At 64.3% G+C, this 23,796-nt stretch carries 26 protein-coding genes; 14 read left to right on the top strand and 12 right to left on the bottom strand.

What is annotated here, in order from left to right; translation table 11 throughout:
* Window positions 1–35: 35 nt before the first annotated feature.
* On the top strand, window positions 36–854 hold the full coding sequence (locus GR328_RS20385) for an SDR family oxidoreductase (RefSeq protein WP_160887097.1): 819 nt from the start codon (window positions 36–38) through the stop codon (window positions 852–854).
* A 4-nt stretch (window positions 855–858) separates the two neighbouring features.
* Here the strand turns inward: GR328_RS20385 and GR328_RS20380 are convergent, their stop codons facing one another.
* Together GR328_RS20380 and GR328_RS20375 are read right to left on the bottom strand one after the other, a co-directional pair.
* Window positions 859–1,782 carry a class I SAM-dependent DNA methyltransferase gene (locus GR328_RS20380; RefSeq protein ID WP_425487058.1) on the bottom strand — a complete coding sequence of 308 codons (924 nt, stop codon included), beginning with the start codon at window positions 1,780–1,782 and terminating at the stop codon, window positions 859–861.
* 75 nt (window positions 1,783–1,857) lie between these two features.
* A complete protein-coding gene (locus GR328_RS20375; RefSeq protein ID WP_160887093.1) occupies window positions 1,858–2,808 on the bottom strand; it encodes a zinc-dependent alcohol dehydrogenase family protein in 951 nt (316 codons plus the stop codon).
* Window positions 2,809–2,946: 138 nt separating this feature from the next.
* On the opposite strand from GR328_RS20375, the gene GR328_RS20370 reads away from it, so the two are divergent.
* From GR328_RS20370 to GR328_RS20355, 4 genes are all read left to right on the top strand, one after another.
* On the top strand, window positions 2,947–3,990 hold the full coding sequence (locus tag GR328_RS20370; protein WP_160887091.1) for a ligase-associated DNA damage response exonuclease: 1,044 nt from the start codon (window positions 2,947–2,949) through the stop codon (window positions 3,988–3,990).
* Entirely contained in the window at window positions 3,987–5,708 is a 1,722-nt protein-coding gene (locus GR328_RS20365) for a cisplatin damage response ATP-dependent DNA ligase (RefSeq protein ID WP_160887089.1), read from the top strand. Before GR328_RS20370 ends, GR328_RS20365 begins: the two co-directional genes overlap by 4 nt.
* 2 nt (window positions 5,709–5,710) lie before the next feature.
* Window positions 5,711–6,163 carry a secondary thiamine-phosphate synthase enzyme YjbQ gene (locus tag GR328_RS20360; protein WP_160887088.1) on the top strand — a complete coding sequence of 151 codons (453 nt, stop codon included), beginning with the start codon at window positions 5,711–5,713 and terminating at the stop codon, window positions 6,161–6,163.
* A gap of 135 nt (window positions 6,164–6,298) precedes the next feature.
* Entirely contained in the window at window positions 6,299–6,970 is a 672-nt protein-coding gene (locus GR328_RS20355; RefSeq protein WP_160887086.1) for a response regulator, read from the top strand.
* Between the two features lie 74 nt (window positions 6,971–7,044).
* Here GR328_RS20355 and GR328_RS20350 read toward each other — a convergent pair whose 3' ends face one another.
* Window positions 7,045–7,986 carry an alpha/beta hydrolase gene (locus tag GR328_RS20350; protein ID WP_160887175.1) on the bottom strand — a complete coding sequence of 314 codons (942 nt, stop codon included), beginning with the start codon at window positions 7,984–7,986 and terminating at the stop codon, window positions 7,045–7,047.
* A gap of 95 nt (window positions 7,987–8,081) precedes the next feature.
* Between GR328_RS20350 and GR328_RS20345 the strand changes: the two genes are divergently transcribed.
* Window positions 8,082–8,342: a DUF6460 domain-containing protein gene (locus GR328_RS20345; RefSeq protein WP_160887084.1), complete on the top strand. Its 261-nt coding sequence runs from the start codon at window positions 8,082–8,084 to the stop codon at window positions 8,340–8,342.
* Window positions 8,343–8,346: 4 nt separating this feature from the next.
* Window positions 8,347–9,684, top strand: a complete 1,338-nt coding sequence (locus GR328_RS20340; protein WP_160887082.1) for an MATE family efflux transporter — start codon at window positions 8,347–8,349, stop codon at window positions 9,682–9,684.
* Between the two features lie 11 nt (window positions 9,685–9,695).
* Here GR328_RS20340 and GR328_RS20335 read toward each other — a convergent pair whose 3' ends face one another.
* Window positions 9,696–10,781: a quinone-dependent dihydroorotate dehydrogenase gene (locus tag GR328_RS20335; RefSeq protein ID WP_160887080.1), complete on the bottom strand. Its 1,086-nt coding sequence runs from the start codon at window positions 10,779–10,781 to the stop codon at window positions 9,696–9,698.
* A complete protein-coding gene (locus GR328_RS20330; protein ID WP_160887078.1) occupies window positions 10,778–11,122 on the bottom strand; it encodes a DUF952 domain-containing protein in 345 nt (114 codons plus the stop codon). Before GR328_RS20330 ends, GR328_RS20335 begins: the two co-directional genes overlap by 4 nt.
* A 154-nt stretch (window positions 11,123–11,276) precedes the next feature.
* Between GR328_RS20330 and GR328_RS20325 the strand changes: the two genes are divergently transcribed.
* Complete coding sequence (locus tag GR328_RS20325) at window positions 11,277–11,909, top strand: S24 family peptidase (protein ID WP_160887076.1); 633 nt, start codon at window positions 11,277–11,279, stop codon at window positions 11,907–11,909.
* Window positions 11,910–11,960: 51 nt separating this feature from the next.
* On the opposite strand, the gene GR328_RS20320 is transcribed toward GR328_RS20325, so the two are convergent.
* Both GR328_RS20320 and GR328_RS20315 read right to left on the bottom strand, forming a co-directional pair.
* On the bottom strand, window positions 11,961–13,682 hold the full coding sequence (locus GR328_RS20320; RefSeq protein WP_160887074.1) for a lysine--tRNA ligase: 1,722 nt from the start codon (window positions 13,680–13,682) through the stop codon (window positions 11,961–11,963).
* A 118-nt stretch (window positions 13,683–13,800) separates the two neighbouring features.
* Entirely contained in the window at window positions 13,801–14,685 is an 885-nt protein-coding gene (locus tag GR328_RS20315; protein WP_160887072.1) for a transporter substrate-binding domain-containing protein, read from the bottom strand.
* A gap of 68 nt (window positions 14,686–14,753) precedes the next feature.
* Between GR328_RS20315 and GR328_RS20310 the strand changes: the two genes are divergently transcribed.
* Window positions 14,754–16,613: a glycosyltransferase gene (locus GR328_RS20310; protein WP_160887070.1), complete on the top strand. Its 1,860-nt coding sequence runs from the start codon at window positions 14,754–14,756 to the stop codon at window positions 16,611–16,613.
* Here GR328_RS20310 and GR328_RS26720 read toward each other — a convergent pair.
* Entirely contained in the window at window positions 16,573–16,740 is a 168-nt protein-coding gene (locus tag GR328_RS26720; RefSeq protein ID WP_170304147.1) for a hypothetical protein, read from the bottom strand. The two genes, GR328_RS20310 and GR328_RS26720, sit on opposite strands and share 41 nt — an antisense overlap.
* A 93-nt stretch (window positions 16,741–16,833) precedes the next feature.
* Window positions 16,834–17,502, bottom strand: coding sequence for a trna delta -isopentenylpyrophosphate transferase (locus tag GR328_RS20305; protein WP_160887068.1), 669 nt, complete (start codon window positions 17,500–17,502; stop codon window positions 16,834–16,836).
* 359 nt (window positions 17,503–17,861) lie between these two features.
* Here GR328_RS20305 and GR328_RS20300 point away from each other — a divergent pair, with 359 nt between their 5' ends.
* Window positions 17,862–18,512 (top strand): hypothetical protein, encoded by a 651-nt coding sequence (locus tag GR328_RS20300; protein WP_160887066.1) that lies wholly within the window; start codon window positions 17,862–17,864, stop codon window positions 18,510–18,512.
* A 187-nt stretch (window positions 18,513–18,699) separates the two neighbouring features.
* Here GR328_RS20300 and GR328_RS20295 read toward each other — a convergent pair whose 3' ends face one another.
* The 3 genes from GR328_RS20295 to GR328_RS20285 are packed head-to-tail and all read right to left on the bottom strand — an operon-like array spanning window position 18,700 to window position 21,820.
* The gene (locus tag GR328_RS20295; protein ID WP_160887064.1) at window positions 18,700–19,698 is read right to left on the bottom strand and encodes a metallophosphoesterase; all 999 of its coding nucleotides are present in this window, start codon (window positions 19,696–19,698) and stop codon (window positions 18,700–18,702) included.
* The gene (locus tag GR328_RS20290; protein ID WP_246216006.1) at window positions 19,695–21,527 is read right to left on the bottom strand and encodes an AAA family ATPase; all 1,833 of its coding nucleotides are present in this window, start codon (window positions 21,525–21,527) and stop codon (window positions 19,695–19,697) included. Before GR328_RS20290 ends, GR328_RS20295 begins: the two co-directional genes overlap by 4 nt.
* A complete protein-coding gene (locus GR328_RS20285) occupies window positions 21,524–21,820 on the bottom strand; it encodes a hypothetical protein (protein ID WP_160887062.1) in 297 nt (98 codons plus the stop codon). Before GR328_RS20285 ends, GR328_RS20290 begins: the two co-directional genes overlap by 4 nt.
* 289 nt (window positions 21,821–22,109) lie before the next feature.
* On the opposite strand from GR328_RS20285, the gene GR328_RS20280 reads away from it, so the two are divergent.
* The 4 genes from GR328_RS20280 to GR328_RS20265 all read left to right on the top strand — a co-directional run.
* Entirely contained in the window at window positions 22,110–22,727 is a 618-nt protein-coding gene (locus tag GR328_RS20280) for a hypothetical protein (protein WP_160887060.1), read from the top strand.
* A gap of 5 nt (window positions 22,728–22,732) precedes the next feature.
* Entirely contained in the window at window positions 22,733–23,146 is a 414-nt protein-coding gene (locus GR328_RS20275; protein ID WP_160887058.1) for a hypothetical protein, read from the top strand.
* Between the two features lie 32 nt (window positions 23,147–23,178).
* Window positions 23,179–23,454 carry a hypothetical protein gene (locus GR328_RS20270; RefSeq protein WP_160887056.1) on the top strand — a complete coding sequence of 92 codons (276 nt, stop codon included), beginning with the start codon at window positions 23,179–23,181 and terminating at the stop codon, window positions 23,452–23,454.
* A gap of 232 nt (window positions 23,455–23,686) precedes the next feature.
* The coding region (locus GR328_RS20265; protein ID WP_160886137.1) for a single-stranded DNA-binding protein at window positions 23,687–23,796 on the top strand (110 nt) is incomplete at its 3' end.

The raw sequence follows: 23,796 nt of genomic DNA, 5'->3' as shown, positions 1-23,796 counted from the left end.
CTCGGGTCAACCGGGAACCTCAAAAAGGGAATGCCATGATCAGCTCAACCCAGTTCAGAAACGCCATCGCCGTCGTGACCGGCGGCACGCAGGGCGTCGGGGAAACGATCGCTCGAACGCTCGCCGCGCGGGGTGTCGCGGGTCTCGTCATCTGCGGGCGCAATGCCGAACGGGGAGAGGCCGTCGCAAGGGAGATCGCGGCTCAGGGCTGCCGCACGGAATTCGTGAAGGCGGATCTCGCCAGCGTCGACGAGGCCCGTGCCGTGACGGCGCGGGCGGACAGCGTCTTCGGACGGATGGACGTGCTGGTGAACGCGGCGGGCATGACCGACCGCGGCACGATCTTCGACACGTCGCCCGAACTCTTTGATCGCATGTTCGCCGTGAACGTGCGAGCGCCCTTCTTCCTCATGCAGGAGGCCGCCAAGATCATGCGCCGCGAGAAAATCGAAGGCGCGATGGTCAACATCCTCTCCATGTCGGCCCATGGCGGCCAGCCTTTCATCTCCGCCTATTGCGGCTCGAAGGGGGCACTCGCGACGCTTACCAAGAACGCCGCCTTCAGCCTCATGCCCTGGCGCATCCGCGTGAACGGCCTCAATATTGGCTGGATGAATACGCCGGGAGAGGATCGTGTCATGCGCACCTATCACGGCGCGCAGGACGGCTGGCTCGACAAGGCCGCGCAGGAACAGCCCTTCGGCCGCCTGCTCGATCCGGCGGAAGTGGCGCGGGCCGTCGCGTTCCTCGCCAGCGCCGAATCCGGCATGATGACGGGCTCGATCATCGACTTCGACCAATCGGTCCTGGGCTGCTGGGAAGCCGCCCCCCACCCGTCTATGCCGGCGGCATAGACGATCAGCGCTGCATCACCGCCAGGAATCCGGGTACTGGAACGCCGCGATCCTCCCGGGTCGAAACCCCCTCCAGGATCACCGTCGTGAACGCATTCGCGTCGGCGAGCTCGCGCAGATAGCGCTCGCCATGCGCATAGCGCGCATCCGCGCCGAGAACGAATCCTTCGCCTTCATGCGCCTGCACCGTGAAGGCGAAGAGACCCTCGCGCCTCAATACGCGATGGGTCTCGCGGAAGACATCGTCGAGCGCCGCCATATAGACGAACACGTCAGCCGCCACGACGAGGTCGGCCTCGGCATCCGCACACCGCTTGAGGAACGAGACGAGATCCGTTTCGTGGAGGCTTTCGTAAAGCTTCGTCCTTTCCGCTTTCTCGAGCATGCGCGGCGAGAGATCGACCCCCACGAGCGACGCGCACAATCCATCGAGTGCCTGACCCATCAGCCCCGTGCCGCAGCCGAGATCCAATGTCGGCCCGAACCGGTAATCCCTGACCCGCCTGGAGCAGGCGCGACGCAGCCCATCGGCGATGAGCTCCGGTCCGCAATAGGCCAGGCTCTTCGTGAGATGCCGCTCGAATTTAGGGGCGTATTCATCGAACAACGCCCGCACGTAACCGCCTGACATCGCCTCGTCCGCCGGGAGCGCGCCCAGGCGGGCGAGGTCGAGGCGCACGCCAAGAACGTCCTCCGGCTCGAGATCGAGAGCCCGGCACAGGGCCTCCACCGCCTCACCCTTCGATCCAAGCTCGGCCAGTGCTCGCCCCAGGAGGGCATGAGCCGGGGCGAAGCGCGGCGCAAGCTCCAGCACCTGCCGGGCCAGATCCGCGGCAGCCTCGAAATCGCGCTCATCGAAAGCGGCGCTGGCATATTCGTAGCGGCGGTCGGCCAAGACATCGCCGGAGGAGCGGAAAGAAGGAGGCAACAGCATTGCCTTGCCATGGGGGAGAGACGAGGGACTGTCAATGCCGATGCTTGGGCCCTTCCCTCGCCAGCTTCCCTACGGCCCGACCTGGAGGATCACTTTGCCCCTGCCATGGCCCGAATCCAGCCGTTCATGGGCCTTCGCCACCTCCTCGAGGGGAAGGACGGAGTCCACGACGACTCTGGCATGCCCACGCTCGAACAGCGGCGTCATCTCGCGCAGCCGCGCGCCCTCGCGCGTCAGGAAGGTGCCGAAGAGAGTCTGGTTCTTCGTATAGAGGGCGTCGAGCTCCCCATTGGGCGGAAGAATGGTGGCGATCCGCCCGAAGGGCCGTGTCACCAGGGTGCTCATGGGGACGTTGCCGCCAGACGTGTCGAACGACGCGTCGACGCCCCGACCGCCGGTCTCCGTCACGATCCGGTCGGCCGCATCGGGGTCGCGGTGATCGATGGCAACGTCCGCTCCCAACTCCTGCAGAGCGGAATGGTTGGCTCTGCTGGCAGTCGCGATCACATGCGCCCCCGCAGCCTTGGCGAACTGGATGGCGAAGGAGCCGACTCCGCCGGCGCCGCCGTGAATGAGGATCGTCTCGCCCGGCCTGATGTTCAGACGGCGTATGACCGCCTCCCAGGCCGTACCGCCGGCCAACGGGATCCCGGCGGCCTCGACATGGCTCAGATTCGCCGGCTTGCGGGCGACGATGCCGGCGAAGGCGACGGTATATTCCGCATAACTGCCGTGCGGATTGCCAAAGATCTCCGGCGTGTAGAACACCTCGTCGCCTATGTTGAACTCGGTCACGCCGGGACCGAGCGCCTCGACGACACCGGAAACGTCATAGCCGAGAACGGCCGGGAAAGGGATCTGCGCCCAGGACCCGGCCTGCCGGACCTTGGCATCGACCGGATTGGTTCCGGAGGCGACAACCCGCACCAGCACCTGGCCGGGGCCTGGTTCGGGGCGCGCCCGATCCTGGAGCTCGAGGACATCGGGGCCGCCGAACCGTGTGATCACCATCGCGCGCATGCCTCGCTCCTCTTTGCAGCGCCTGCCATGTGGGTTTCCGACAGGCGTCGATCAAGGCACGCTCGGCTGCGAAGCGCGGGAGGACCTCTGACCGGCATTCAACCTGACAACAGTGGATCGAACACTATATTCTCATCCATGGCTCTGCGCTCCACCGATATCCTCACCCAGACCCCGCAAGGGCTCTACTGCCCCCTCGGCGACTTTCACATCGATCCGGTCCGGCCCGTGAAACGGGCGCTCATCACCCATGGCCATTCCGACCATGCCCGCTCCGGGCACAGTGCCGTGCTGGCGACCGGCGAAACCCTGCGCATCATGGGGGTGCGCTACGGCGAGGATTTTGCCGGAAGCTCGCAGGAAGCCCCGCTCGGCGAGAGCATGCGGCTCGGCGACGCGACCGTGCGCTTCACCCCGGCCGGACACGTGCTCGGCTCCGCGCAGATCGCCATCGAAGCGGGCGGCACCCGTGTGGTGGTGTCGGGCGACTACAAGCGCGCCGAGGACCCCACCTGCCTCCCCTACGAGCTCGTGCCCTGTGACGTCTTCATCACGGAGGCCACCTTCGGCCTTCCCGTCTTCCGCCATCCCGACACGAGGGCCGAGGTGCGCAAGCTCCTCGACTCCGTCGCGCTCTTTCCCGAGCGCACCCACATCGTCGGCGCCTATGCGCTGGGCAAGGCGCAGCGTGTCATGGCGCTGCTGCGGGAGGAAGGCTACGACCAACCGATCCATCTGCACGGGGCCATGGAGCGCCTGACGGAACTCTACAAGTCGGAAGGCATCTCTCTCGGGGAGACGCCGAAGGTCGTGGCTTCCGAGCGGTCGAAACTCGCGGGCGCCATCGTCATCTGTCCGCCCTCCTCCATCCAGGACCTCTGGTCCCGCCGCTTTCCCGATCCCGTGACCTGTTTCGCTTCGGGCTGGATGCGCGTGCGGGCGCGGGCGCGCCAGAAGGGCGTGGAGCTGCCGCTCGTGATCTCCGATCATGCCGATTGGGACGATCTGTGCCGGACGATCCGGGAGACCGGCGCAGGTGAAGTCTGGGTCACGCACGGCCAGGAGGACGCCCTCGTCCATTGGTGCGCCACCCACGGCATCAGGGCGCGCCCGCTCCACATGCTCGGCTATGGCGACGAAGGCGAAGCGGAAGAAGCCCCACGTTCGGGAGGTGAGGCATGAACCGCTTCGCCGCCCTCCTCGACCGGTTGGCCTATGAGCCGCGCCGCAACGCGAAGCTGCGGCTGATCATGGATTACTTCCGCCATGCGCCCGATCCCGAGCGCGGCTATGCGCTCGCCGCCATGACCAATGCGCTGATGTTCAAGGAAGCGAAGCCCGGCCTGATCCGCGGCCTCGTGGAAGAGCGCACGGATCCCGAACTCTTCCGCATGTCCTATCACTATGTGGGCGATCTCGCCGAAACGGTGGCCCTCATCTGGCCGGCGCCCGGGCACGAGAGCGTGGCGCCCGTCGCCTCCGGCATACCCGCTATCGGCCACAACAACCCGCCACCTCATGTGCCCTCCCTCACCGAAGTCGTCGAGACGCTCGCCACCGCGGGCAAGAGCGATCTGCCTGCGAAAGTCGCGGGCTGGCTCGATGCCCTCGACGAAACGGGGCGCTGGGCGCTGTTGAAACTCATCACGCGGGAGCTTCGCGTGGGGGTTTCGGCCCGGCTGGCGAAAACCGCCGTGGCGCAGCTCGGCGGCATCGAACCGGACGAGATCGAGCTGATCTGGCACGGCCTGGAGGCGCCCTATGAAAGCCTCTTCGCCTGGGTCGAAGGCCGCGGTCCCAAGCCGGAATCCGGCAATCCCGCGCCGTTCCGTCCCCCGATGCTGTCCCATCCTTTGGAGGAGGAGGATTTCGAAAAACTCGACGCCGGCGATTTCCTTGCCGAATGGAAATGGGACGGCATTCGCCTGCAGGCGGTTTCAGGGCATGACAGCCACGGACGCCCGGTGCGGCGCATCTATTCGCGCACGGGCGAGGATGTCTCGCGCGCCTTTCCCGATCTGCTGGAAGCCTTGGACTTCGAGGGCGCCATCGACGGCGAGCTGCTGATCGTGCGCGAGGGCCTGGTGCAGAGCTTCAACGTGCTGCAGCAGCGCCTCAACCGTAAGGCCGTGACGCCGAGGCTCGTCGCCGATTTTCCGGTGCACCTGCGCGTCTACGACATTCTCACGGAAGGCGACGAGGATCTGCGCGATCTGCCGTTTACCGAGCGGCGCAAGCGTCTGGAGGCGCTCGTCGCCCGCATCGGCGATCCCCGCATCGAACTGTCCCCCATGGTGCCGTTCGAAACCTGGGAGGATCTGGCCGCCGCCCGCGCGGATCCGGCCTCCGTCGGCGCGGGCCCCGACGCGGACGCGATCGAGGGCTGCATGGTGAAGCGGGCGAACAGCCCCTATCTTCCCGGGCGTCCCAAGGGCTATTGGTACAAGTGGAAGCGGGATCCCTACCTCGTCGACGCAGTGATGATGTACGGTCAGCGCGGGCACGGAAAGCGCTCCTCCTTCTATTCCGACTATACCTTTGGCGTCTGGCGAGACGGGCCAAACGGGGAGGAGCTGGTGCCCGTGGGCAAGGCCTATCACGGCTTCACCGACGAGGAACTGGTGAGGCTCGACCGCTATGTCCGCAACCATACGGTCAAGCGCTTCGGCCCCGTGCGGGAGGTGGAATACGGTAAGGATCGCGGGCTCGTGCTCGAGGTCGCCTTCGAGGGCCTGCAGCGTTCGACGCGGCACAAGTCGGGCTTGGCCATGCGCTTTCCCCGCATCAGCCGCATCCGCTGGGACAAGCCCGCGGCCGAAGCCGACCGGATCGAGACCCTGGAAAAGATCCTGGAACGGGGCGAAAGGGAGATTCACCCTCTCAAGGAGCAGGAGACCTGACGATGCTGAACGTGGAAACCCTTTCCGAAGGCAGCGTGACCCAGCAGGTCAACGGGCGGCTCCTGGTCGAGACCGAAGGACAGGGATTGATCGAAATCACCGACGCGGTCTCCCGTTGGATCTTCGGCACCGGCATTCTTCACGGCCTGCTGACCGTGTTCTGCCGCCATACCTCGGCCTCCCTGCTCATCCAGGAGAACGCCGATCCGGATGTGCGCCTCGACCTGATGGCGGCATTCGACCGGCTTGCGCCACGGGATGCGGCCTACATCCACTCGACCGAGGGCCCGGACGACATGCCCGCCCATATTCGCACCATTCTCTCGGGTGTTTCCCTGAGCATTCCCGTCATGGAGGGGCAGATGACCCTCGGCACCTGGCAGGGGCTGTACCTTGCCGAACACCGGGACAGGCCCCACCGGCGGGATATCATTCTCCATCTCATCGGAGCATAACCCGCCTGCTCTATGTTTCCATATATTATCCGCTGCTCTTTCCCGGTAGAATGGACGCGGCCTCCGATTGCCGCCTTGCTATTTCATGAAAGATGCGGCTAAGGCTCACAAAAGCTCTCGTGGGAGAAGGCAGCAGTGCAGGGTCAAAACACCACGATCATCATCGCCGATGACCACCCGCTGTTTCGCGGCGCGCTGAGACAGGCCGTCGCATCCATCATGCCCGAGGCCCGGGTGATCGAGGCCAGCGGCATGGATGACCTCAATGCTTCCCTGGCCCAGGAGCGGGACGTCGACCTGATCCTGCTCGATCTGACGATGCCGGGTGTTCAGGGCTTTTCCGGCCTCATGTCCCTGAGGGCCCAGTATCCCGAATTGCCGGTCGTCATCGTCTCCGCCACGGAGGAGCCCAACGTGATCCGCCGGGCCATGGATTTCGGCGCCTCGGGGTTCATTCCGAAATCCATCGACATCGACAATATCGGCGGCGCGATCCAGGCGGTGCTGGCGGGCGACACCTGGACTCCGCCGGATGTGGACCTCTCCGCCACGGAGGACGTGGAAACCGCCGATCTGGTCCGGCGTCTGGGCACCTTGACCCCGCAGCAAGTGCGCGTGCTCACCATGCTGTCGGAAGGCCTTCTCAACAAGCAGATCGCCTACGAGCTCGGCGTGTCCGAAGCGACCGTGAAGGCCCACGTTTCCGCCATTCTCGACAAGCTCGGCGTCGACAGCCGCACCCAGGCCGTGATCGCGGCCTCCAAGATCGGCGTGACCCAGCGCCCCTCCCCGGCCGGGGCGGATTGAGGCGGTGAGCTCCGGCTCGAACCCCGCAACCCTCATCCCGACAGGCAGGACGAGGGCAATGTTTCAGGCCCGGCTCAAAGCGTCTCGATGAAGGCGTCGATCCGGGACAGGGCCTGTTCGCTCAGGACGCTGTCGAAGCGGATGAATACGTGGCATCCACCCGGCCAGAGGGCGAGATCGGTTCCATTGCCCGCCGCCGCATAGCGGGATGCCATGAAGAGCGTGTCGTCGAGCAGTATGTCCTTCGTGCCTACGGAGAACAGGGCCGGCGGAAGGCCGCTCAGGTCCGCATGGAGAGGCGAGATGTCCGGATCGGTCCGGTCGCTCATGTGACTGACGAAATTGTCGGCGAAGACCCGCACATCGTTGGTGTTAAGGATCAGCCGCTCGCCCCCCCATTGCCGCACGCTCGGCGTGAGGTTCAGGTCGTAGCAGCCGGCGAACAGGTTCGCGCCGCGGAAAGGCCTGAGGCCATGCCTGTCGCGCAGGCGCAGGAGAGTCACCGCGGCGAGATGGCCCCCGGCCGATTCACCGCCGATGAACAGGCGGGATGTGCCGAAGCGGCTCTCCGCTTCGCGGACGACCCACAGGGCGGCCGCCTCGCAATCGTCCGGCCCGGCGGGATAAGGATTCTCGGGCGCGAGCCTGTATTCGACGGACACGACGGCCAGACCGCAGCGATCCGCCAAACGGTCGAGCCAGGGATCCTGCTCGTCGGCGGCGCCCCAGGTCCAGCCGCCGCCATGGATATGGAGATAGACGCCCCGCGGCTTCTCGGGCGCGATGATCCGCAGGGGAATCGCCCCCCCGGGACCGTCGATCTCGATCACCCTCGCCTTAGGGCTCGACGGCATCAGCGGAAATGGCCCGAGCCCCTGCCGGCGGCGCTCCCGCACGACGGACGGAGGCACGGACATGGGATCGGGAAGATCCGCGAGCTTGGCAACGATATCCGCGTTCTGGGCGCGGATCTCGTTGCTGACGACGGCGGGGTCGAAGAGAGCGGGATCGATCATGGGCTGCTCGACAGGGTTGCGTTCATCATCGGCCCTTGCGATGAAGCACACGCGACTTTCCGCGTCCAGTGACGCTTTCTGACGAGATTGACGATATGTCCAACCTGACCCGGTTTCTTGGCGGCTCGCCCGGCTCCGTACTGGCCAAGCTCATTTTCCTGTCGCTCCTCGTCGGCGCCTTCATGCACTACCTCGACATCACGCCGCTCGGGCTGATCGAGGGCCTGTTCGACTGGATCAGTTCCGTTCTCGACCTGAGCCTGGACACGGTGAAGGAGGTGGGCCTCTGGATCGTCTACGGAGCCGTGATCGTGGTGCCCCTCTGGATCCTGACCCGGATTTTCGGCCAGCGCTGATCGGATGGACGGCTCCCTGAACGCCCGGCGCCCTGAGATCTCCCACCGGCGGATCCTGGCGCTCGCCCTGCCCATGACCCTGTCGCACGTGACGACGCCTCTGCTGGGGCTCGTCGATGCGACGGTGATCGGGCGGCTCGGCGAAGCCCACCTTCTAGGAGCGGTGGCCTTAGGCGCCGTGATCTTCGACTTCGTATTCTGGAGCTTCGGCTCCTTGCGCATGGCGACCGCAGGCCTCACCGCGCAGGCCACCGGCGCCGGCAACCGGCATGAGGTCGATCTGACGCTCGCCCGCGCACTCCTGGTCGCAGGCATCACGGGCCTCCTGCTGATCCTGCTGCAATGGCCCATCGCGGCGATCGCCTTTTCGTTCGCGGGGGCGAGCGAAGCGGCGACGGGCGCCCTCTCCACCTATTTCTTCATCCGTATTTGGGCAGCGCCGTTCACGCTGGCGAACTACGTCATTCTCGGCTCGACCCTGGGGCGCGGACGGACCGATCTCGGCCTGCTCCTGCAGGTGGCGATCAATGCCGTCAATATCCTGCTCACGGCCGGATTGGTGCTGGTCCTCGACCTGAGCATCGCGGGCGCCGCCATTGGGACGGCGGTATCGGAAGTGCTGGGCGCGGGCCTCGGCATCCTGGTGCTGCGCCGCCTCGGCTCGAACCCGCTGGCGGTGACATGGACCGAGGTACTGAACCGCTCCGCGATCCTTGAGACCCTCGCCATGAACCGGGACATCATGATCCGCAACGTGGCGCTGATCCTGGCCTTCTCGATCTTCAGCGCCCTGGGCGCCCGCTCCGGCGACGTGACGCTCGCCGCGAATGCGGTGCTCTACAACATGTTCCTGATCGGGGGGTATTTCCTCGACGGCTTCGCCACCGCCGCCGAGACCCTCTGCGGCCAGAGCATCGGTGCCCGGGACGAACGCGGTTTCCGCCGCGCCATTCAACTCAGCCTCGGCTGGAGCCTCGGGTTTGGCCTTGCCGTCTCGGCGCTCTTCCTGATCGGCGGCGGATTGTTCATCGACTTCGTCTCGACCAATGCGGATGTGCGCGCCTATGCTCGCGAGTATCTGGTCTTCGCCGCCCTTACGCCTTTCGTCGGCGCCGCGGCCTTTGCGTTCGACGGCATCTATACCGGGGCCACATGGACCAAGGCGATGCGCGATCTCATGGTGATTGCCTTCGCTTTCTATGGAGCCATCCTGCTGGCCGCGGAAAGCCTCGGCAACACCGCACTCTGGATTGCGCTGCTCATCTTCCTGGGTACGCGCAGCATCGGACAAGCCGCACTCTATCCGAAGCTGGCGAGGAGGACCTTTGACGCCTTCCCTTAAGACAAGAGGGCTCAGAAGCGTCCCTGCGCGATCGCAGACGCGTCGCGGCCGGTGACGTCTGCCAGCGTGATATGCTCCTGCGCGAGCTTTTGCACAAGCCCACGCTTGATGTCGCCGATCAGACCCGGACCCTTATAGACCATCGCGGAGTAGAGCTGAACGAGGCTCGCGCCCGCGCGGATCTTGGCCCATGCCGCCTCGGCGGAATCCACGCCGCCGACGCCGATGAGGGGGATTCTGCGCTCGACCCGCAAGAAGGCTTCCGCGAGAATCCTGGTGGAAGGCACGAAGAGCGGCTTGCCGGACAGACCTCCGGATTCGGCGGCAAGGGCCTTTTCCTTCAGGGACCCGGGACGTGCGATCGTGGTGTTGGAAACCGTGAGCCCGTCGATGCCGCGCTTGAGCGCCGTCGCCACGATGGCATCGAGTGTCTCGAGCGAGATATCCGGCGCGATCTTGAGGAGAATGGTCGTCTTCTTGCGCCCCTCATCGGCCTTGCCGCGCGCCTCGACGCTACGGGCGAGCAGATCGTCGAGAAACGCTTCTCCCTGCAGGTCACGCAGGCCGGGCGTATTGGGCGAGGACACGTTGATGGTGAGGAAGTCGACGAGGCCGCAGAGTGCCTCGATGCAGGTGACGTAATCGGCGATGCGATCCGTCGAATCCTTGTTGGCGCCGATATTCACGCCCACCACGCCGGGACGTCCGAGACGGCGGGACAGACGCCCGCGCACAGCCTCCAGCCCATCACTGTTCAACCCGAAGCGGTTGATGACGGCCTCGTCCTGCACGAGCCGGAAAACGCGCGGGCGTGGATTGCCCTCCTGAGGCTTCGGCACGACGCCGCCGAGCTCCACGAAACCGAATCCGAGGGACAGAAGCTGATCGGGCACCTCGCATTGCTTGTCGAAGCCTGCCGCCAGTCCCACGGGATTGGGGAAGCGGCGACCGAACACGTCGACCGCCAATCGCGGATCGTCCTTCGGTGCGGGCGCTGTGGGCATGACGGAGAGTGAGCGGATCGTCAGCTGGTGCGCCGTCTCCGCATCAAGGGCATGCAATGCGGGTTTTGCCAAAGAGAAGAGCGCACCAATCATGAATCGAGGTCCGGAAAAACATGGCGGCCATCGGGGCCGATCGGCAGCGGCTTTACCCACAGGACATCGGTTAAGGCAAGCGATGCATAAAGATGCGGGAAAAGATCGCCCCCCCGGGATGGCTCGTATCGCAGAGCCGGACCGAGTCTGTCGGCGTCTACGGCAATCAACAGAAGATCGCGTTGTCCTGCGAAGTGCCTATCCGCAGTTTCCTTGACCTGCTTTGCCGTGGAAAAATGGAGGTATCCATCCTGTCTATCGATGGGCGCTCCCTTGAAGGAATCGGCAGCTTCCGCTTCATGCCAGAGGCTTTCGGGGCAAATTTTGTAGATGATGTGCATGGGATTCCTGTGCCTCGACTCCGCTTCGGGAGCAACCCTTATTAGACATTGTGTCCCGCTCGTGTCTTGCAGGTTGCAAGGGCCATAGAACAACCTTAATTCCTAGGCATAAGTTCGCTTTAAGCTTTTTCGCTTCCTCGCGAAGGTTTGTACGATGTTATCTCACGAGCGCGTCTGGGCTGCCATCGATGCACTTGCCGCCCGCCATGGAATGACTGCATCCGGGCTGGCGCGCAAAGCCGGCCTCGATGCCACCAGTTTCAACAAGTCGAAACGGGTCAGCCCTGAGGGCCGGGAGCGCTGGCCGTCAACTGAATCCATTTCCAAGATCCTCCGCGCCACGGGAGCGACGCTGGAGGATTTCCTGCGCCTCGTCGAGCCTTCCGGATCGCTGCGCCGCTCCATGCTCCCGATGATCGGCATGACGCAGGCCAGCACCGGCAAGATCCTCACGGATGAGGGCCTTCCCACGGGTGGGCCGGGCTGGGACGAGATCGAATTCCCGGATTTCGGCCAGGAGAAAGTGTTTGCCCTCGAGGTAACGGGCGACACGATGGCGCCGCTCTATCGCGACGGCGATGTGCTCATCGTCTCACCGACCGCGAGCCTGCGCAAAGGCGACCGTGTGGTGGTGTGCACCAACGGCGGCGAAATCGTCGCTCAGGAGCTCAAACGCCGCTCCGCCAAGACTCTGGAGCTGTCGTCGTTGACGAAGGACAGTGAAGATCGGGTGATCCCCATGGAGGAGATCGCCTGGATCGCACGCATCATGTGGGCCCGCCAATGAGGCTCCCTTCCGACGGATCGGTCCGGCTCCCTCTTCCTCGCGACCGATCCCTCAAGCCGCGCGGGATTTCAGGAAGGCCTCGTGCTCGCGCACGAGGTCGCCCGCCAGCGCCCTTGCGATGAGCGCACGCGTTTCCTTCACGCCGTAGAGCGCCACGAAAGAGCCGAAGCGAGGGCCGCGCGGCTCGCCGAGCAGCACCTGATAAATCGTGTTGAACCACTCGATGGACACGCCCGGGCGCTCAGGCGTGGCTCCCTTGGCCTTGAGGTCCTGATAGCGAGGCTCGGCGCGGCCCACGTTGTAGATTTCGTCCTGGATCGCCTCCGCGGTCGCGGGACGCTCCCCGCTTTCGAACGAGGCCAGCACAACGCTCAGACGCTGCAGGGAAGCGGCCTCCACCTCGTCGGGCAGGCGATAGGTCTTCTGCGGCTTCACGAAATCCTCGAAGTAGCGCACGGCACGCTTCACGAGGCTGTCGAGGCGCGGATGCGTCTCGGGAGACACGCCCGGCGCATAGCGACGAATGAAGCCCCAGAGCACCGCCGGGTCTTCCGAATTCGCCACCGCCACGAGGTTGAGGAGCATCGAAAACGAAATCGTCGTGCCGGGCTGATTGGCCCCGCCGGACGACACCAGCTCCGGCGCCGGGGGCTCGCCCGTGTGGATATGCCAGACCGGATTCATCAGACGCGCCTTGGAATCCTGCGCCGGATACTTCTCGAGGAAGGTCAGGTAATCGTCCACCTGACGCGGGATCACGTCGAAATAGAGCTTCTTCGCCTCGCGCGGCTTGTTGAACATGAAGAGCGCGAGACTGTCCGGTGTACCATAGGTCAGCCACTCGTCGATGGTCAGGCCATTACCCTTGGACTTCGAGATCTTCTGGCCCTTCTCGTCGAGGAAAAGCTCGTAGTTGAAGCCCTCCGGCGGCTGCCCGCCGAGCGCCTTGGCGATCTCGCCCGAGAGCTTCACGCTGTCAATGAGATCCTTGCCGGCCATCTCGTAATCGACCCCGAGCGCGACCCAGCGCATGGCCCAATCGGGCTTCCACTGCAGCTTGACGTGGCCGCCCGTGACCGGCGTCTCGAAACGCTCGCCCGTTTCCGGATCGCGCCAGACGATGGTGCCGGCATCGCGCTTGCACTCGTCGATCGCCACCTGCATCACGATGCCGGTCTTCGGATGGATCGGCAGGAACGGCGAGTAGGATTGCTGGCGCTCCTCCCGCAGCGACGGCAGCATGATGGCCATCACCGCCTCGTAGCGCTCAAGCACCGTGAGCAGCGTCTTGTCGAAAACGCCGGACTTGTAGCACTCGGTGGCCGACTTGAACTCATAGTCGAATCCGAAGGCATCGAGGAATTCGCGCAGGCGCGCGTTGTTGTGATGGGCGAAGCTCTCATGCGTGCCGAACGGATCCGGCACCTGGGTCAGAGGCTTGCCGAGGGCGGACGCCACCAGCTCCTTGTTCGGGATGTTGTCCGGAACCTTGCGCAGACCGTCCATGTCGTCCGAGAAGGCGACGAGGCGGGTCGGAATGCTGTCTCCCGTCAGCACACGGAAGGCATGGCGCACCATAGTGGTACGGGCTACCTCACCGAACGTGCCGATATGCGGCAACCCCGAGGGACCGTACCCCGTCTCGAACAGCGCCTCCGTCTTGCCCGTCCGTTTGAGACGCTCCACGAGTTTGCGGGCCTCTTCGAAAGGCCAGGCGGTCGCAGTCTGAGCGGCTTCAATAAGGGCGGGATCGAGAGAAACAGGTCGGGACATGGGCCTTGCTTTGAGGAAAACGCTTCCAGAAGCGCGGCACACTAGAGCATCGGACCCGAAAGTGGAATGCACTTTCGGGGCTCATCCGACCGAAGGCTCCGGGAGCGGAGCCGCGCCTCTAGAATGGGCTGATCGGGAAGAACCGCAGGTAGAGCTCGGCGTATTTGCCCTCCCTCCAGAGCTGCTGCAGGGCATAGTCCAGGGCGCGGCGCAGATTGTCGTCTTCGCTGCGCAGTACGAAGCCGATGCCTTCTCCGAAGAACCGGCTCTCGAGATAAGGCCCGCCTGCGAAGACGCAGCACCCATCCGCCTCCTGCCCGCCGATCCAGAGGGCAAGGCCGAGCCCGTCGGCAAAGACGTAATCGATCCCTCCCGCCTTGAGGTCCGTCTGGGCGGCCGTGAGTTCCGGATAGGGCTTGAGGGTGGAGGATTGCATGAAGGCCTTGGCGAAGGCCTCGTGCGCCGTCCCTTCGACGACGCCGATGGTTTTGCCCTGGAGAGCCTTGGGCGAGAACACCGGCATGTCGCTGATCTGGGCCGGCTTCACGGCGAGCCGCGCCGGGATCTTGAAATAAGGAGCCGTGACCGCGAAGCGTCTGCGCAGATCCGCGGTGATCGGGATCGCGGCCGCAACCACGTCCCCCTGCCTGTCGGCCAAGGCGTCGAGCAGGGTGTCGAACCGGCGGACTTGGACGGTGCAGGGCAGGGTCAGCCGTTCGCATGCCGCCCGTGCGAGCTCTACCGAAAAACCCGTAGGCGTGCCGTCGAGGCCCGGAAAATGCAGGGGAGGAAAGTCATCGTCCACGAGGAAGCGGACCGTCCGGGTCGCTGGGATGTCGGGGCGCTCAAGTTGCGCTTTCGAATCCCAGAAATTGGGCACCCTGACGGTCTGGGCTTGACCCCCCCCGCCGAGACACAGCAGGAGGGCCGGACCCCATGCCCATGAGGCAGCCTTGATCTTGCGCAGGAAGCGGGTCATCATTGATATGAAATAACGCATCATGAAGACGATACTCTCTTGTTTTTCGCTTCGCCACTCTCACGAAAACGCCGCAGAGACGTTCGTCGCGCATGAGGCAGGGTCTAGCGGAGCAAACCCGCCAGTCAACCGCGCTTCCGGTCGAGATCGGTTTTCTGGCCCGCTACGGCCTCCCACCCGCCGCCTTACGCGACGCCGTCATGGTCGCCGATCTGACGGGAGTTACGGCCGACGAGGCGCTTCTCAAACATGGTCTCGTCGAGGAGCCGGTCTTCTACCGGGCTCTTGCCGCAGAGTTGCGCCTCCCCTTCCTTGCCGCCCCTCGCCTGTCGCCGGGCGCCCCTTTTCCGGAGAGCATCCTGGCGGGCCTTGCCCCGCTGGCCCGAGGCGGGGGCTTCGTGGCGGCACCTCAAGGGGAGAAGCTGGTTCGGCTTCTCAAGGACCTCCGGCCGCCGCGCGCCCTTGCGATTACCACGCCATCCTCCTTGAGACGATCCGTCCTGCAGGCTCAAGGCCGTCTGATCGCCCATCGCGCGGCCCTCGATCTGCCCCATGGGGCGCCGGGCCTGTCCATTTATGGCGGGGCGAGCGTTCCGCAGATGGCGACAGGCTTCCTCTTTGCACTGATCGCCTCTTTCGGCATCGTCGTGAGCCCCTCCAAGGCCGTTGCCCTGTTCGCTTCGCTCGCAAGTCCGCTGTTTCTCTGCATCGTTGTGCTGCGCTTGGCGGCTTCGCTTCTTCGCAATCCCTTGCATCCGCCCCTGTCCCCCGAACGAGCGGATGACGCGTCACTGCCGGTCTATACGGTCATCGTCGCACTCTACCGGGAGAAGCGTGTCGCCTCACGCCTTGTCGCAGCGCTCGACCGGCTGGATTACCCTGCCGCCAAGCTCGACATCAAACTCGTGCTTGAAGCGGACGATCGCGAGACCATGGCGGCCCTCGCGGGGATAAGGCTACCGGGAAATATCGAGATCATCATCGCTCCCCCGGGGCACCCCCGCACCAAGCCTCGCGCTCTCAACGTTGCCCTGCCGCTCGCCCGCGGCCGCTTCACCGTCGTCTACGACGCGGAGGACGTGCCGGATCGCGAGCAGCTGCGGATGGCGGTTTCCGCATTCGCGCGCATGCCTGCGGACGTAGCCTGCCTTCAGGCACGCCTGACCATCGACAACACGGACGATTCCTGGCTCACGCGCCTTTTCACCATCGAATACGCGGCTTTGTTCGATGTGTTGAATCCGGGCCTAGCGGAGATCGGAAGTCCGATCCCGCTTGGCGGCACGTCCAATCACTTCCGCACGACGGTTCTCAGAAGTTTGTGCGGATGGGATGCCTGGAACGTAACGGAAGATGCGGATCTCGGCATCCGTCTGGCACGCTTCGGTTATCGCGTCGCCGATCTTCCTTCCTCGACACTCGAGGAGGCGCCGAGCACCACAAGAGCTTGGCTGCGGCAGCGCACCCGTTGGATGAAGGGCTTTCTGCAGACCGGCATCAGCCATTCACGCAATCTTCGGTCAGGCCTTTCGCAATTCGGCTTCTGGAGGTTTTATGCCGGAATGTCCTTGACCGCCGGGGGGGTGCTGAGCGCGCTCGTCTATCCTTTTTGCACCGGGCTCTTCGTGGTGCTGTGGCTGTCCGACGGACCGCGCTCCCAATTGGAGGAGATCTGGTATGCGGGAAGCCTGACGCTGTTCCTCGCGGGCCTGGCGTCCATCTTCATTCCGGCATGCGTAGCGCTGCACCGCCGCGGCCTGTGGCGGCTCCTTCCCTGGGTCGCCCTCCTGCCGCTCTATTACGGCCTCGTCAGCCTCGCGGCCTGGCGCGGCTTATGGGAGCTCGGCATTGCACCTTTTCGATGGAACAAGACGAGCCATGGCCTTGCGCGCACGTCTCGGTCCGGCGCGTTCAGAAACACCAAGCCAGTGCGGCCGAGACCATATCGTTGAAGATGACGCCGCCGTAACGCCACCAGAGCAGACCGCCCGACGCCGCGAGGCAGATGATCGCGACTGCGACGAGAGCAACGCCCGCGCGCCGTTCCGAGGTGGTGGGTTGCTCCGTGCCAATGCTCATTCGGGATCCGCCCTCACTTGTCAGGACCGTGATCATAAGCCGAATGCGCATCAAAGGCGAGGCGGACGATGCCGCCTCACTGGATGGACAGATTTAAGCCGCAGCCGCCTTCTTGGTCGGCCAGCCGAGTTCCACGAGGCGCGCCTTGGCGAAATCGCGGATTTCGTCGCGAATGCCTTCGGGCAGACCCGACAGCAGCTTCTGCGTGTCTGCATGGAGCATGAGATCGGTCACGGCGTTGATCGTTTTCGCCTTCTTGATCTTCTGCTTCAGCTCGTCCTCCGCACGGCCGTCGGCCGTGACCTCGACCTTGGTCTTCTCGGTCTCAGAGCGCTCGATCTCGGCAGGCTGCTCGGCATAACCGGGACGGCTCTGCTTGAACTCGTCGGCTTCCTCCTCCGAATAGACGAAGCCATGGAGTTCGATGAGCTTGAGAATGACGCGGTCCTTCGCGCGCTTCTCGGCCATGGCATAGACATAGGCCGCCTGCTTGCCGGACACGCGATAGTTCACGCCGACCAGGGCCTCGCCGATCGACCATTCCACGCGTTCGCCCATGCGGCCGGTCACCTGGATGACGGCCTCGTCGCGCTCGGCGCGGATGATCTTCGGTTCCTCGAAGCTGATCTTGGCTTGGGCGGCAATGCGCTCGAGGGTCTTGTGATAGATCACTGCCGTGCCCTGGACGCGCCAGACATTGCCGGCTATCGGCTCGTCGAATTTTGCAAGCACCTCGGCAATCTTTTTATCTGCTGTATTCATCTCGTTCCTATCTCTCACATGCCCGCAAACCAGTTTCGCACTCTTCTTGAGGCCACCCTCGAAAGGCTGCTTCGTTCGTTATTTGTTCTATACCAGATTATGCCCTGCAGGTCCAATGCACGGGCTCTGCTGAGGGAAAAAAGTGCTTTCATCGTCAGCAACTTACCCAAAGCGTCATTTTGTCCCAGTATCTCGCTGTTCGACCTTTGCGGTACGGCTTTTGATGGATCGGACCGCCCCCTCATAATTTGACTTGCGAGTCTTTGTTCCTTATTTGTTCCATATCAAGGGGCAGGATTTGACAGGGCGCAAATGGCGTACCCACTCTCCTGCCGCGCCGTCATTCACCAGGAGGCCCGATGTCCGCGCCAGCGATCCTCGACTTGTCCGACCGCCGTTCCGAACGGCGCCAGGGGGCTCGCCGCGCGCAGAAGCGCCCCACGGCGCCGCTTACCCGCAACAGCCTCATTGTCGATTTTCTCGCGATCTGCGAGCTCGATTCCGAGATCGAGGCCTTGCGCGCGCCGGCCGATCCTGCGGAGTTCAGGATCGGAGAGCGCACCATTGAGCATATCGCGGATTTCGAGATCGTCCGGGACGGGCAGTCCTTTCTCGTCGATGTCCTGACGGAAGAGGATCTCCTCACCCACCCGCTTCGCACAGCGGCGATCCACGGCCTCTCCTCCGAGGACGGGCGCCACTTTTCCATCGAGACAGCTGCCAGTATCCGTGCCGAGCCGCGCTTCACGACCGTGCGTCTCATCACGGCCTGCAAGCGTACGCCCGTGACGGCTGGTGACCGGGTCCGGGTTCTCCATCAGCTCGACGAAGTCGGCGCCATGCGGCTGGTGGATTGCGCAGGCGCGGTCATGAACACGCAGGACGGAGTCGCGGCCGTTCTGGCCCTGGCGTGCGAGGGGTTGATCGCGGTCGATATCAGCCGCCCGATCCTGCCCGAAACACAGGTCCGCAGGCGGCGCCTGCCTTACGCGGACCCTTTCGCGTTCTAGAGCATCGTGCGGACCAAGAGGGCCGCGTCAGCGAAAAGGGGCCCCGATTTTCCGCAGGGAAGGACGCGCTCTTCAAATTCCGACCGTGGCGTTTGCCAGGACATCGATGGCCGTGCTCGTCACGGCCATGACAGGGTGCGCTGACGAGAGCGTACTGTGAGGCGGCAGGAAGCCTTATGAGGGAGTCTTAAGAGTCTGCATGCCGCTCCACCGCCTCGCTCAGGAGCGAGCGCACGATGGCGCGCACGGCATCCGGCGTGTTGTCCTCCGCGAACTTCGATTCGATTTCATCCCGTACGATAGAGCCGTCGCCGCTGCGCTTCAGCTCCGTCGAGGATTCCGCCTGCAGCAGCGTAACGAAGGCACTCTCCACCTCCCGCGCCACGACGCCGCCGTCGGCCGCCTCCACGATGCGCCCCGTGAGATCGAACACGTCGCGCTCGTGCGGCAGCTCCTGGGCTTCCAGCTCCCCGCTCCCCTCGAGGATCCAGGCCCGCGGAACATGGTCGGCGAGATCCACCGACTGACGGTTGATGTTGCCGGGATTGAGCCAGCGCGTGCGCCCGGCCAGCACGGATTTCTGCGTCTTGTGAATGTGCCCGTTGACAAGCACGTCGCAGCCTTCCACCGCGAAGGGCGGCACCGCTCCCGGATAGCCGCCGTCGAAGGCGATGTCGTGATGGGTGAACCAGGCATGCAGATCCGCCCCGGTGAAGGAGCCGCGCGTATCCGTGGGGATCGCTTGGCCGTAGGGTGTCATGCCTACGCCCAAACGCCGTCCGCCGATATGGAACTCGGCCACGGGGGCGGACGTGGCCACCACATCGACCACATCGCAAATGCCCAGCAGGGACAGAGTATCGCCGTCCGTCAGCGTCGTGTGCTGGATGTCGTGGTTGCCCACGTTCACGAGCGGCCGGTGACGAAAGCTCTTGAGAATGCGGATGAGCTGGTTCTTTAGCGCCTCGTCGGGCTCCACGGGCCGGTCGAAGAGATCGCCCAGGATGACGGGCGCGAGACCGCGCTCGTTCGCGATTGCCGCGCAACGGTCGAGCTTTGTGAGCACGGCCTGGGGCCACACCGCATCCTTGCGCCGCCCCGGACGCCTCGACCCCACATGGGGGTCACCGATCACGAGAAGCCCGTTGCAGGAAACGGGTGGAAGACGATCTCCGGACAGGATCATGCGATTAGCCGCTCCGACGGCAAGGAATGAGAGGAATGGGCGTGGTGGTCCAGGAGGCTCTCCGCGCTGGCGGGGGAGCCGCAGGTCGGGCAGAGCCCTCCGGTCTCCTCCATGAAGCGCGCCATCTCGGCCTGCATGGACTTGATGCCTTCGTCTATCTGGGCCACACGGCGTCTAGCAATGAGAGCGGCACTGCGAAGATCGGCAAGGCGCTTCGTCATGCTCTGCGCATGAGCCGTGTTTTGAAGAGTAGGCACGTCGACGGGCAAGGACCGGAGCGCCGCGAGACGCACCTTGCCGGATGCCAGCCGCTCGCCAAGTTGAAGAACCTGGCGTCCGATGCGCTCCCGCTCGCGCGCATGCTCGATCCTGCGCGTGAGATCCGCGATCCGCTCCGGCGGAGGCAGAGCACGAGTCGCCCGCACACGGGCCTGGGCCGTTCCGAGCTGTCGCGTGAGATGCGCCAGGCGCAACGCATGCTCCTGCAGGCTCTGCAGGCGGCTGGATGTGGCCTCGATCTGCCGCGCCTGCTGGAGAAGAGCACTCAATCGATCCTTCAGAGCGCCGAGCGCCCCGAACCTCGCGAGGGTCTCCTGCAGAGAGGCCAGTTCCCGCTCGCCATTGCGGACGGTCGCGTTGTCGCGGGTGCATCGCTCGCGGTGGATCACAAGCATGTCGCGGATATAGCTCGCCTCCTGCCCGATGGAGAGGACGGCAGAGCGACGGGAAGCGGTTTCGCCCAGCAGGAACACCGGAAATTTCTGATGCGCGATATGGACGTCGAGGTCCTCCACCTTGGTGATGCGCATGAGATCGCCGACCCAGTCGGGCACGCTGCGCCCGCCGGTTTCGTAGCGCATGCCCTTCTCTTCCGCGACGGATCCATCCGCCTCGTGCAGAGACCAGATGTTGACCGGCGAACGCCGTGGCTGACGTGTGAAACGCAAGGTCCTCTTGCCCGCAACGCCGATCTCGACAATGGCGGATTTCGCCCCGGCGCGCACCAAGCTGTCGCGCGCCTCGCCATAGAAGACAGCCCGCAGCGCGCGGATGAAGGTGGATTTGCCGCGGTTGTTGGGTCCGATCAGCGCGTTGACGCCGGGGCTCAAGGAAAGCGTTGCATCCCTGTAGGCCTGAACGTTGACGAGGCGAATGAAGCGCAGGCCCGGCCGCGTGTCGTCCCATACCCCACTGCAGTCGGCGGATTGCACGTCGACGCCGTCGACGGGCTCGCCGACGATACGGGCAACGTGGAATTTGTCCGAGAACTGGGACAGGTCGTGGTGGGATACGACGAAGCACTGCACGCCGAGGCGGGCCGCTCCGTCCTCCAGAACTCTGTAGAAGGAGGAGACCCGATCCGGCGCGATCCAGCAATCGGCCTCGTCCAGGGCAAGAAAGCGCGCGACATCCGCCTTGACGACGGCGATGAGCCGCAGCGCCATGCCGATCACGTTGGTGAGCGCGCCGCCATTGTCCTCCAGCACGTCCTCGAGCGTTCCATCCGGACGGCGCACGCAGATGTCCAGAGAGGCCAAGCCGCGCTCGGTCGAAAGTTCCAAGGCGACGGGCTTCTCGCCCGGCAGCACTTCCTGCACGAGCGCCGTCAGCAGCGTCTCGAAGGCGGCAAGGTTGCGGCGGCTGGCGCTGCCGTGCACCGCCTCGATGAAGGCCTCGACCTGATCCTTGACCGCAAGCCGCCCCTTCGCGAGCTCGATCTCGCGCGTCAACTCCGCGAGGCGCAGCGCCATTGCATCGCGCCGCCCCTCCAGCCGCGCGAGAGAAGATTCGACCCGGGCGAGATCGTGCGCGATGGATCGGTCCGTCAACGCTCTTCTCCGAGCTGCCGCAGGTTCGTCTCCACATCGCGCAGCGCGGCGTCGAACTCCTCGACGAGCTTTGCATTCTGCGCAGTGGCAGCCTCGATGAGGGCGCGGATCTCCGCCTCATCGTCGGTGCCGAGCTCAGCCTTGGCGAGCGCCTTCGCCTCCTCGAGCTCGCGCGCCAGACGTTCGACCTCGCCTTCCGCACGGATCCGCTCTGCGCGGAGCTTGTCGAATGTCCTGCGCAGCTCTTCGAGACGCCTGAGGCTGTCCGTTTCCAGGCGTGTCTGGCTCGTCATGGGGAATGGCTCCGCTGCAGATGAATGGTCGAGCTTCAGTTTAGAACGGCGATATTTCGTCGCATCTTCTTTGCCTTATTTCGCCCTGGATTGAGGACGATCTCTCCAATCCTGCCGCCCGAACCACCACATAATGCCTGTTACTCCAAGATTACAGTCCCAGACAACGAACTTTGCTTGACACCGTGTCGGGCGGCATTATGTTCTTGTTTTGTTCGCGCATCAAGCACATGCTGTCTCGTGCGTGCTGCCCCTGGGCCAAGCGCCCCCGCGTCGGAAGGATGATGGTATGAGCGCCATGACGGATGTTCGCCCGATCTTCGAGAACGAGGAATGGCTCGTGACGGAGGAAGGGCTCGAGCACAAGACGAACGGCTATTTCATCGAGCGCGAGAGTCTCGGCCAACGTCGCGGCGACGGTCTATGGGCTTGGCCGCTGCACATGGCCGAGAAAAGCTGGTGCGCAATGACGCCGTTTGCTGAAGCGTTCTCCTGCGCGGTCTCCGTCTACGACGTCGAAGCGGGCGCGGAACTCGCACAGACGTTCAAGGTGGCGCGCCGCGAGATCGCAGCTTGGCCGCAGGTAAATCAACCCCTCGGCCGGACCTCGCGAAATCCCGCTCCCGCGATGTCGCCGACCTTGCGAAACGAGGCTCGAACACCCATCTTCGTGGAGTCGGGTTTTTCGGAGAAATCCTTGCTGGACGAGGGTTTTCGCAAGCCTGACAATAGCTCGCGCATGCGCAGTCAACCGAGCGCGCGCCCCTTTTCGACAACCACACGTATCCGTTCTGCACGCTACACCATGGAGAAGGCTCCGGCTCTCGCATGGCAGGCGCCGTATCGAATTCGCAGGACCGGAACGAAGCTCGTTCGGCTGCTGCAGGCAGCTTGGAACATACGGTGATGTGAATGCCAAGCATAGGGCACGATGAGAGATCCTTTTCTGGTTGGAGCGCTCTGCACGGCAATGCGTCCAGCCTGGATGTCTCGGCGCCCGGAACGGCGGATGAGTTCGCGGAGATCGTGATCGCCGCCATCTGCCACGCGAGTGTCGCGCCGAGTGTCGGCCGCCGCACATTCGAGCGCTGCATGCGCGCGCTCATGCTCGGCTCGGCATCTCGCTCCGGCTTTCGCCATCCGGCCAAGGCTGCCGCCATCGATCAGATCTGGCGGGAGCGCGAACAGCTCTTTCGAGACTACACGGCAAGCTCCGACAAGCTGCGTTTCTTGAGCACGCTTCCCTGGATCGGGCCGGTGACGAAACATTCCCTGGCGCGCCGTCTCGGCCTGTACGGCGAGCCTCGCGACAAGGCCGTTGCTTGAGAAAGAAACAACAAGAAGAAGAGGTTCACCCCATGTCCAAGGTCCGTGCAAGCGATGTCGGCTTCTGCGTTGTCGACGGCAATGCGAACCTAATCGCCGATAATCTCGTCCATCGCATCCGCGAAGCCGCCGTCGATATGGAAAGCCAAGTCAACCGCCTCTACCGCGGACGCCAGGCTTATGATCTCAGTCAGGGCACGAGGGCCGATCTCGACAAGGCCATTGAGCAGCTGATCTATATGGCCCGCACCCTGCGGGAGGTTCAGAGCGAGCAATCCAAGGTGGTCTATCTCCAGGCCGCCGAGTGACGGCAAGACCCGACGAGCGGCGTTTCATCGCCGCTCTTTTCGTATGGGCTGCATCGCCCTTTCCGCGCATTCGGAGCCTCTCGATTGGCGATGCGCCCGACCGCCACGGCCGCCCCCCTTCGCTCTTGAATTTTTCTCGGAACAAATATAGAACATAAGGTGATGCCCGTCCGGGCAGGAGAGCGCAGCAGACCCGAACCAGGTTCGGGAGAGACGAACAGGAGATGGTCCGATGGCGGGCAGCGTGAACAAGGTGATTTTGGTGGGCAATCTGGGGCGCGACCCGGAGGTGCGCCGCCTCAACAACGGCGAGCCGGTGGTGAACCTGCGGCTGGCGACCTC

Source organism: Microvirga makkahensis, assembly GCF_009830105.1.
Taxonomy (GTDB): Bacteria; Pseudomonadota; Alphaproteobacteria; order Rhizobiales; family Beijerinckiaceae; genus Microvirga; species Microvirga makkahensis.
The sequence above is the reverse complement of the archived record's forward strand: the minus strand, read 5'-3'. Positions and strand labels throughout refer to the sequence as shown.

What these genes read in the sequence shown, in the direction of transcription:
- GR328_RS20385 (WP_160887097.1), top strand. Translation starts at nt 36, where the DNA reads ATGATCAGCTCAACCCAGTTCAGAAACGCCATCGCCGTCGTGACCGGC.
- GR328_RS20375 (WP_160887093.1), bottom strand. Translation starts at nt 2,808, where the DNA reads ATGCGCGCGATGGTGATCACACGGTTCGGCGGCCCCGATGTCCTCGAG.
- GR328_RS20370 (WP_160887091.1), top strand. Translation starts at nt 2,947, where the DNA reads ATGGCTCTGCGCTCCACCGATATCCTCACCCAGACCCCGCAAGGGCTC.
- GR328_RS20365 (WP_160887089.1), top strand. Translation starts at nt 3,987, where the DNA reads ATGAACCGCTTCGCCGCCCTCCTCGACCGGTTGGCCTATGAGCCGCGC.
- GR328_RS20360 (WP_160887088.1), top strand. Translation starts at nt 5,711, where the DNA reads ATGCTGAACGTGGAAACCCTTTCCGAAGGCAGCGTGACCCAGCAGGTC.
- GR328_RS20350 (WP_160887175.1), bottom strand. Translation starts at nt 7,986, where the DNA reads ATGATCGATCCCGCTCTCTTCGACCCCGCCGTCGTCAGCAACGAGATC.
- GR328_RS20345 (WP_160887084.1), top strand. Translation starts at nt 8,082, where the DNA reads ATGTCCAACCTGACCCGGTTTCTTGGCGGCTCGCCCGGCTCCGTACTG.
- GR328_RS20340 (WP_160887082.1), top strand. Translation starts at nt 8,347, where the DNA reads ATGGACGGCTCCCTGAACGCCCGGCGCCCTGAGATCTCCCACCGGCGG.
- GR328_RS20335 (WP_160887080.1), bottom strand. Translation starts at nt 10,781, where the DNA reads ATGATTGGTGCGCTCTTCTCTTTGGCAAAACCCGCATTGCATGCCCTT.
- GR328_RS20330 (WP_160887078.1), bottom strand. Translation starts at nt 11,122, where the DNA reads ATGCACATCATCTACAAAATTTGCCCCGAAAGCCTCTGGCATGAAGCG.
- GR328_RS20325 (WP_160887076.1), top strand. Translation starts at nt 11,277, where the DNA reads ATGTTATCTCACGAGCGCGTCTGGGCTGCCATCGATGCACTTGCCGCC.
- GR328_RS20320 (WP_160887074.1), bottom strand. Translation starts at nt 13,682, where the DNA reads ATGTCCCGACCTGTTTCTCTCGATCCCGCCCTTATTGAAGCCGCTCAG.
- GR328_RS20315 (WP_160887072.1), bottom strand. Translation starts at nt 14,685, where the DNA reads ATGATGCGTTATTTCATATCAATGATGACCCGCTTCCTGCGCAAGATC.
- GR328_RS20310 (WP_160887070.1), top strand. Translation starts at nt 14,754, where the DNA reads ATGAGGCAGGGTCTAGCGGAGCAAACCCGCCAGTCAACCGCGCTTCCG.
- GR328_RS26720 (WP_170304147.1), bottom strand. Translation starts at nt 16,740, where the DNA reads ATGAGCATTGGCACGGAGCAACCCACCACCTCGGAACGGCGCGCGGGC.
- GR328_RS20305 (WP_160887068.1), bottom strand. Translation starts at nt 17,502, where the DNA reads ATGAATACAGCAGATAAAAAGATTGCCGAGGTGCTTGCAAAATTCGAC.
- GR328_RS20300 (WP_160887066.1), top strand. Translation starts at nt 17,862, where the DNA reads ATGTCCGCGCCAGCGATCCTCGACTTGTCCGACCGCCGTTCCGAACGG.
- GR328_RS20295 (WP_160887064.1), bottom strand. Translation starts at nt 19,698, where the DNA reads ATGATCCTGTCCGGAGATCGTCTTCCACCCGTTTCCTGCAACGGGCTT.
- GR328_RS20285 (WP_160887062.1), bottom strand. Translation starts at nt 21,820, where the DNA reads ATGACGAGCCAGACACGCCTGGAAACGGACAGCCTCAGGCGTCTCGAA.
- GR328_RS20280 (WP_160887060.1), top strand. Translation starts at nt 22,110, where the DNA reads ATGAGCGCCATGACGGATGTTCGCCCGATCTTCGAGAACGAGGAATGG.
- GR328_RS20275 (WP_160887058.1), top strand. Translation starts at nt 22,733, where the DNA reads ATGCCAAGCATAGGGCACGATGAGAGATCCTTTTCTGGTTGGAGCGCT.
- GR328_RS20270 (WP_160887056.1), top strand. Translation starts at nt 23,179, where the DNA reads ATGTCCAAGGTCCGTGCAAGCGATGTCGGCTTCTGCGTTGTCGACGGC.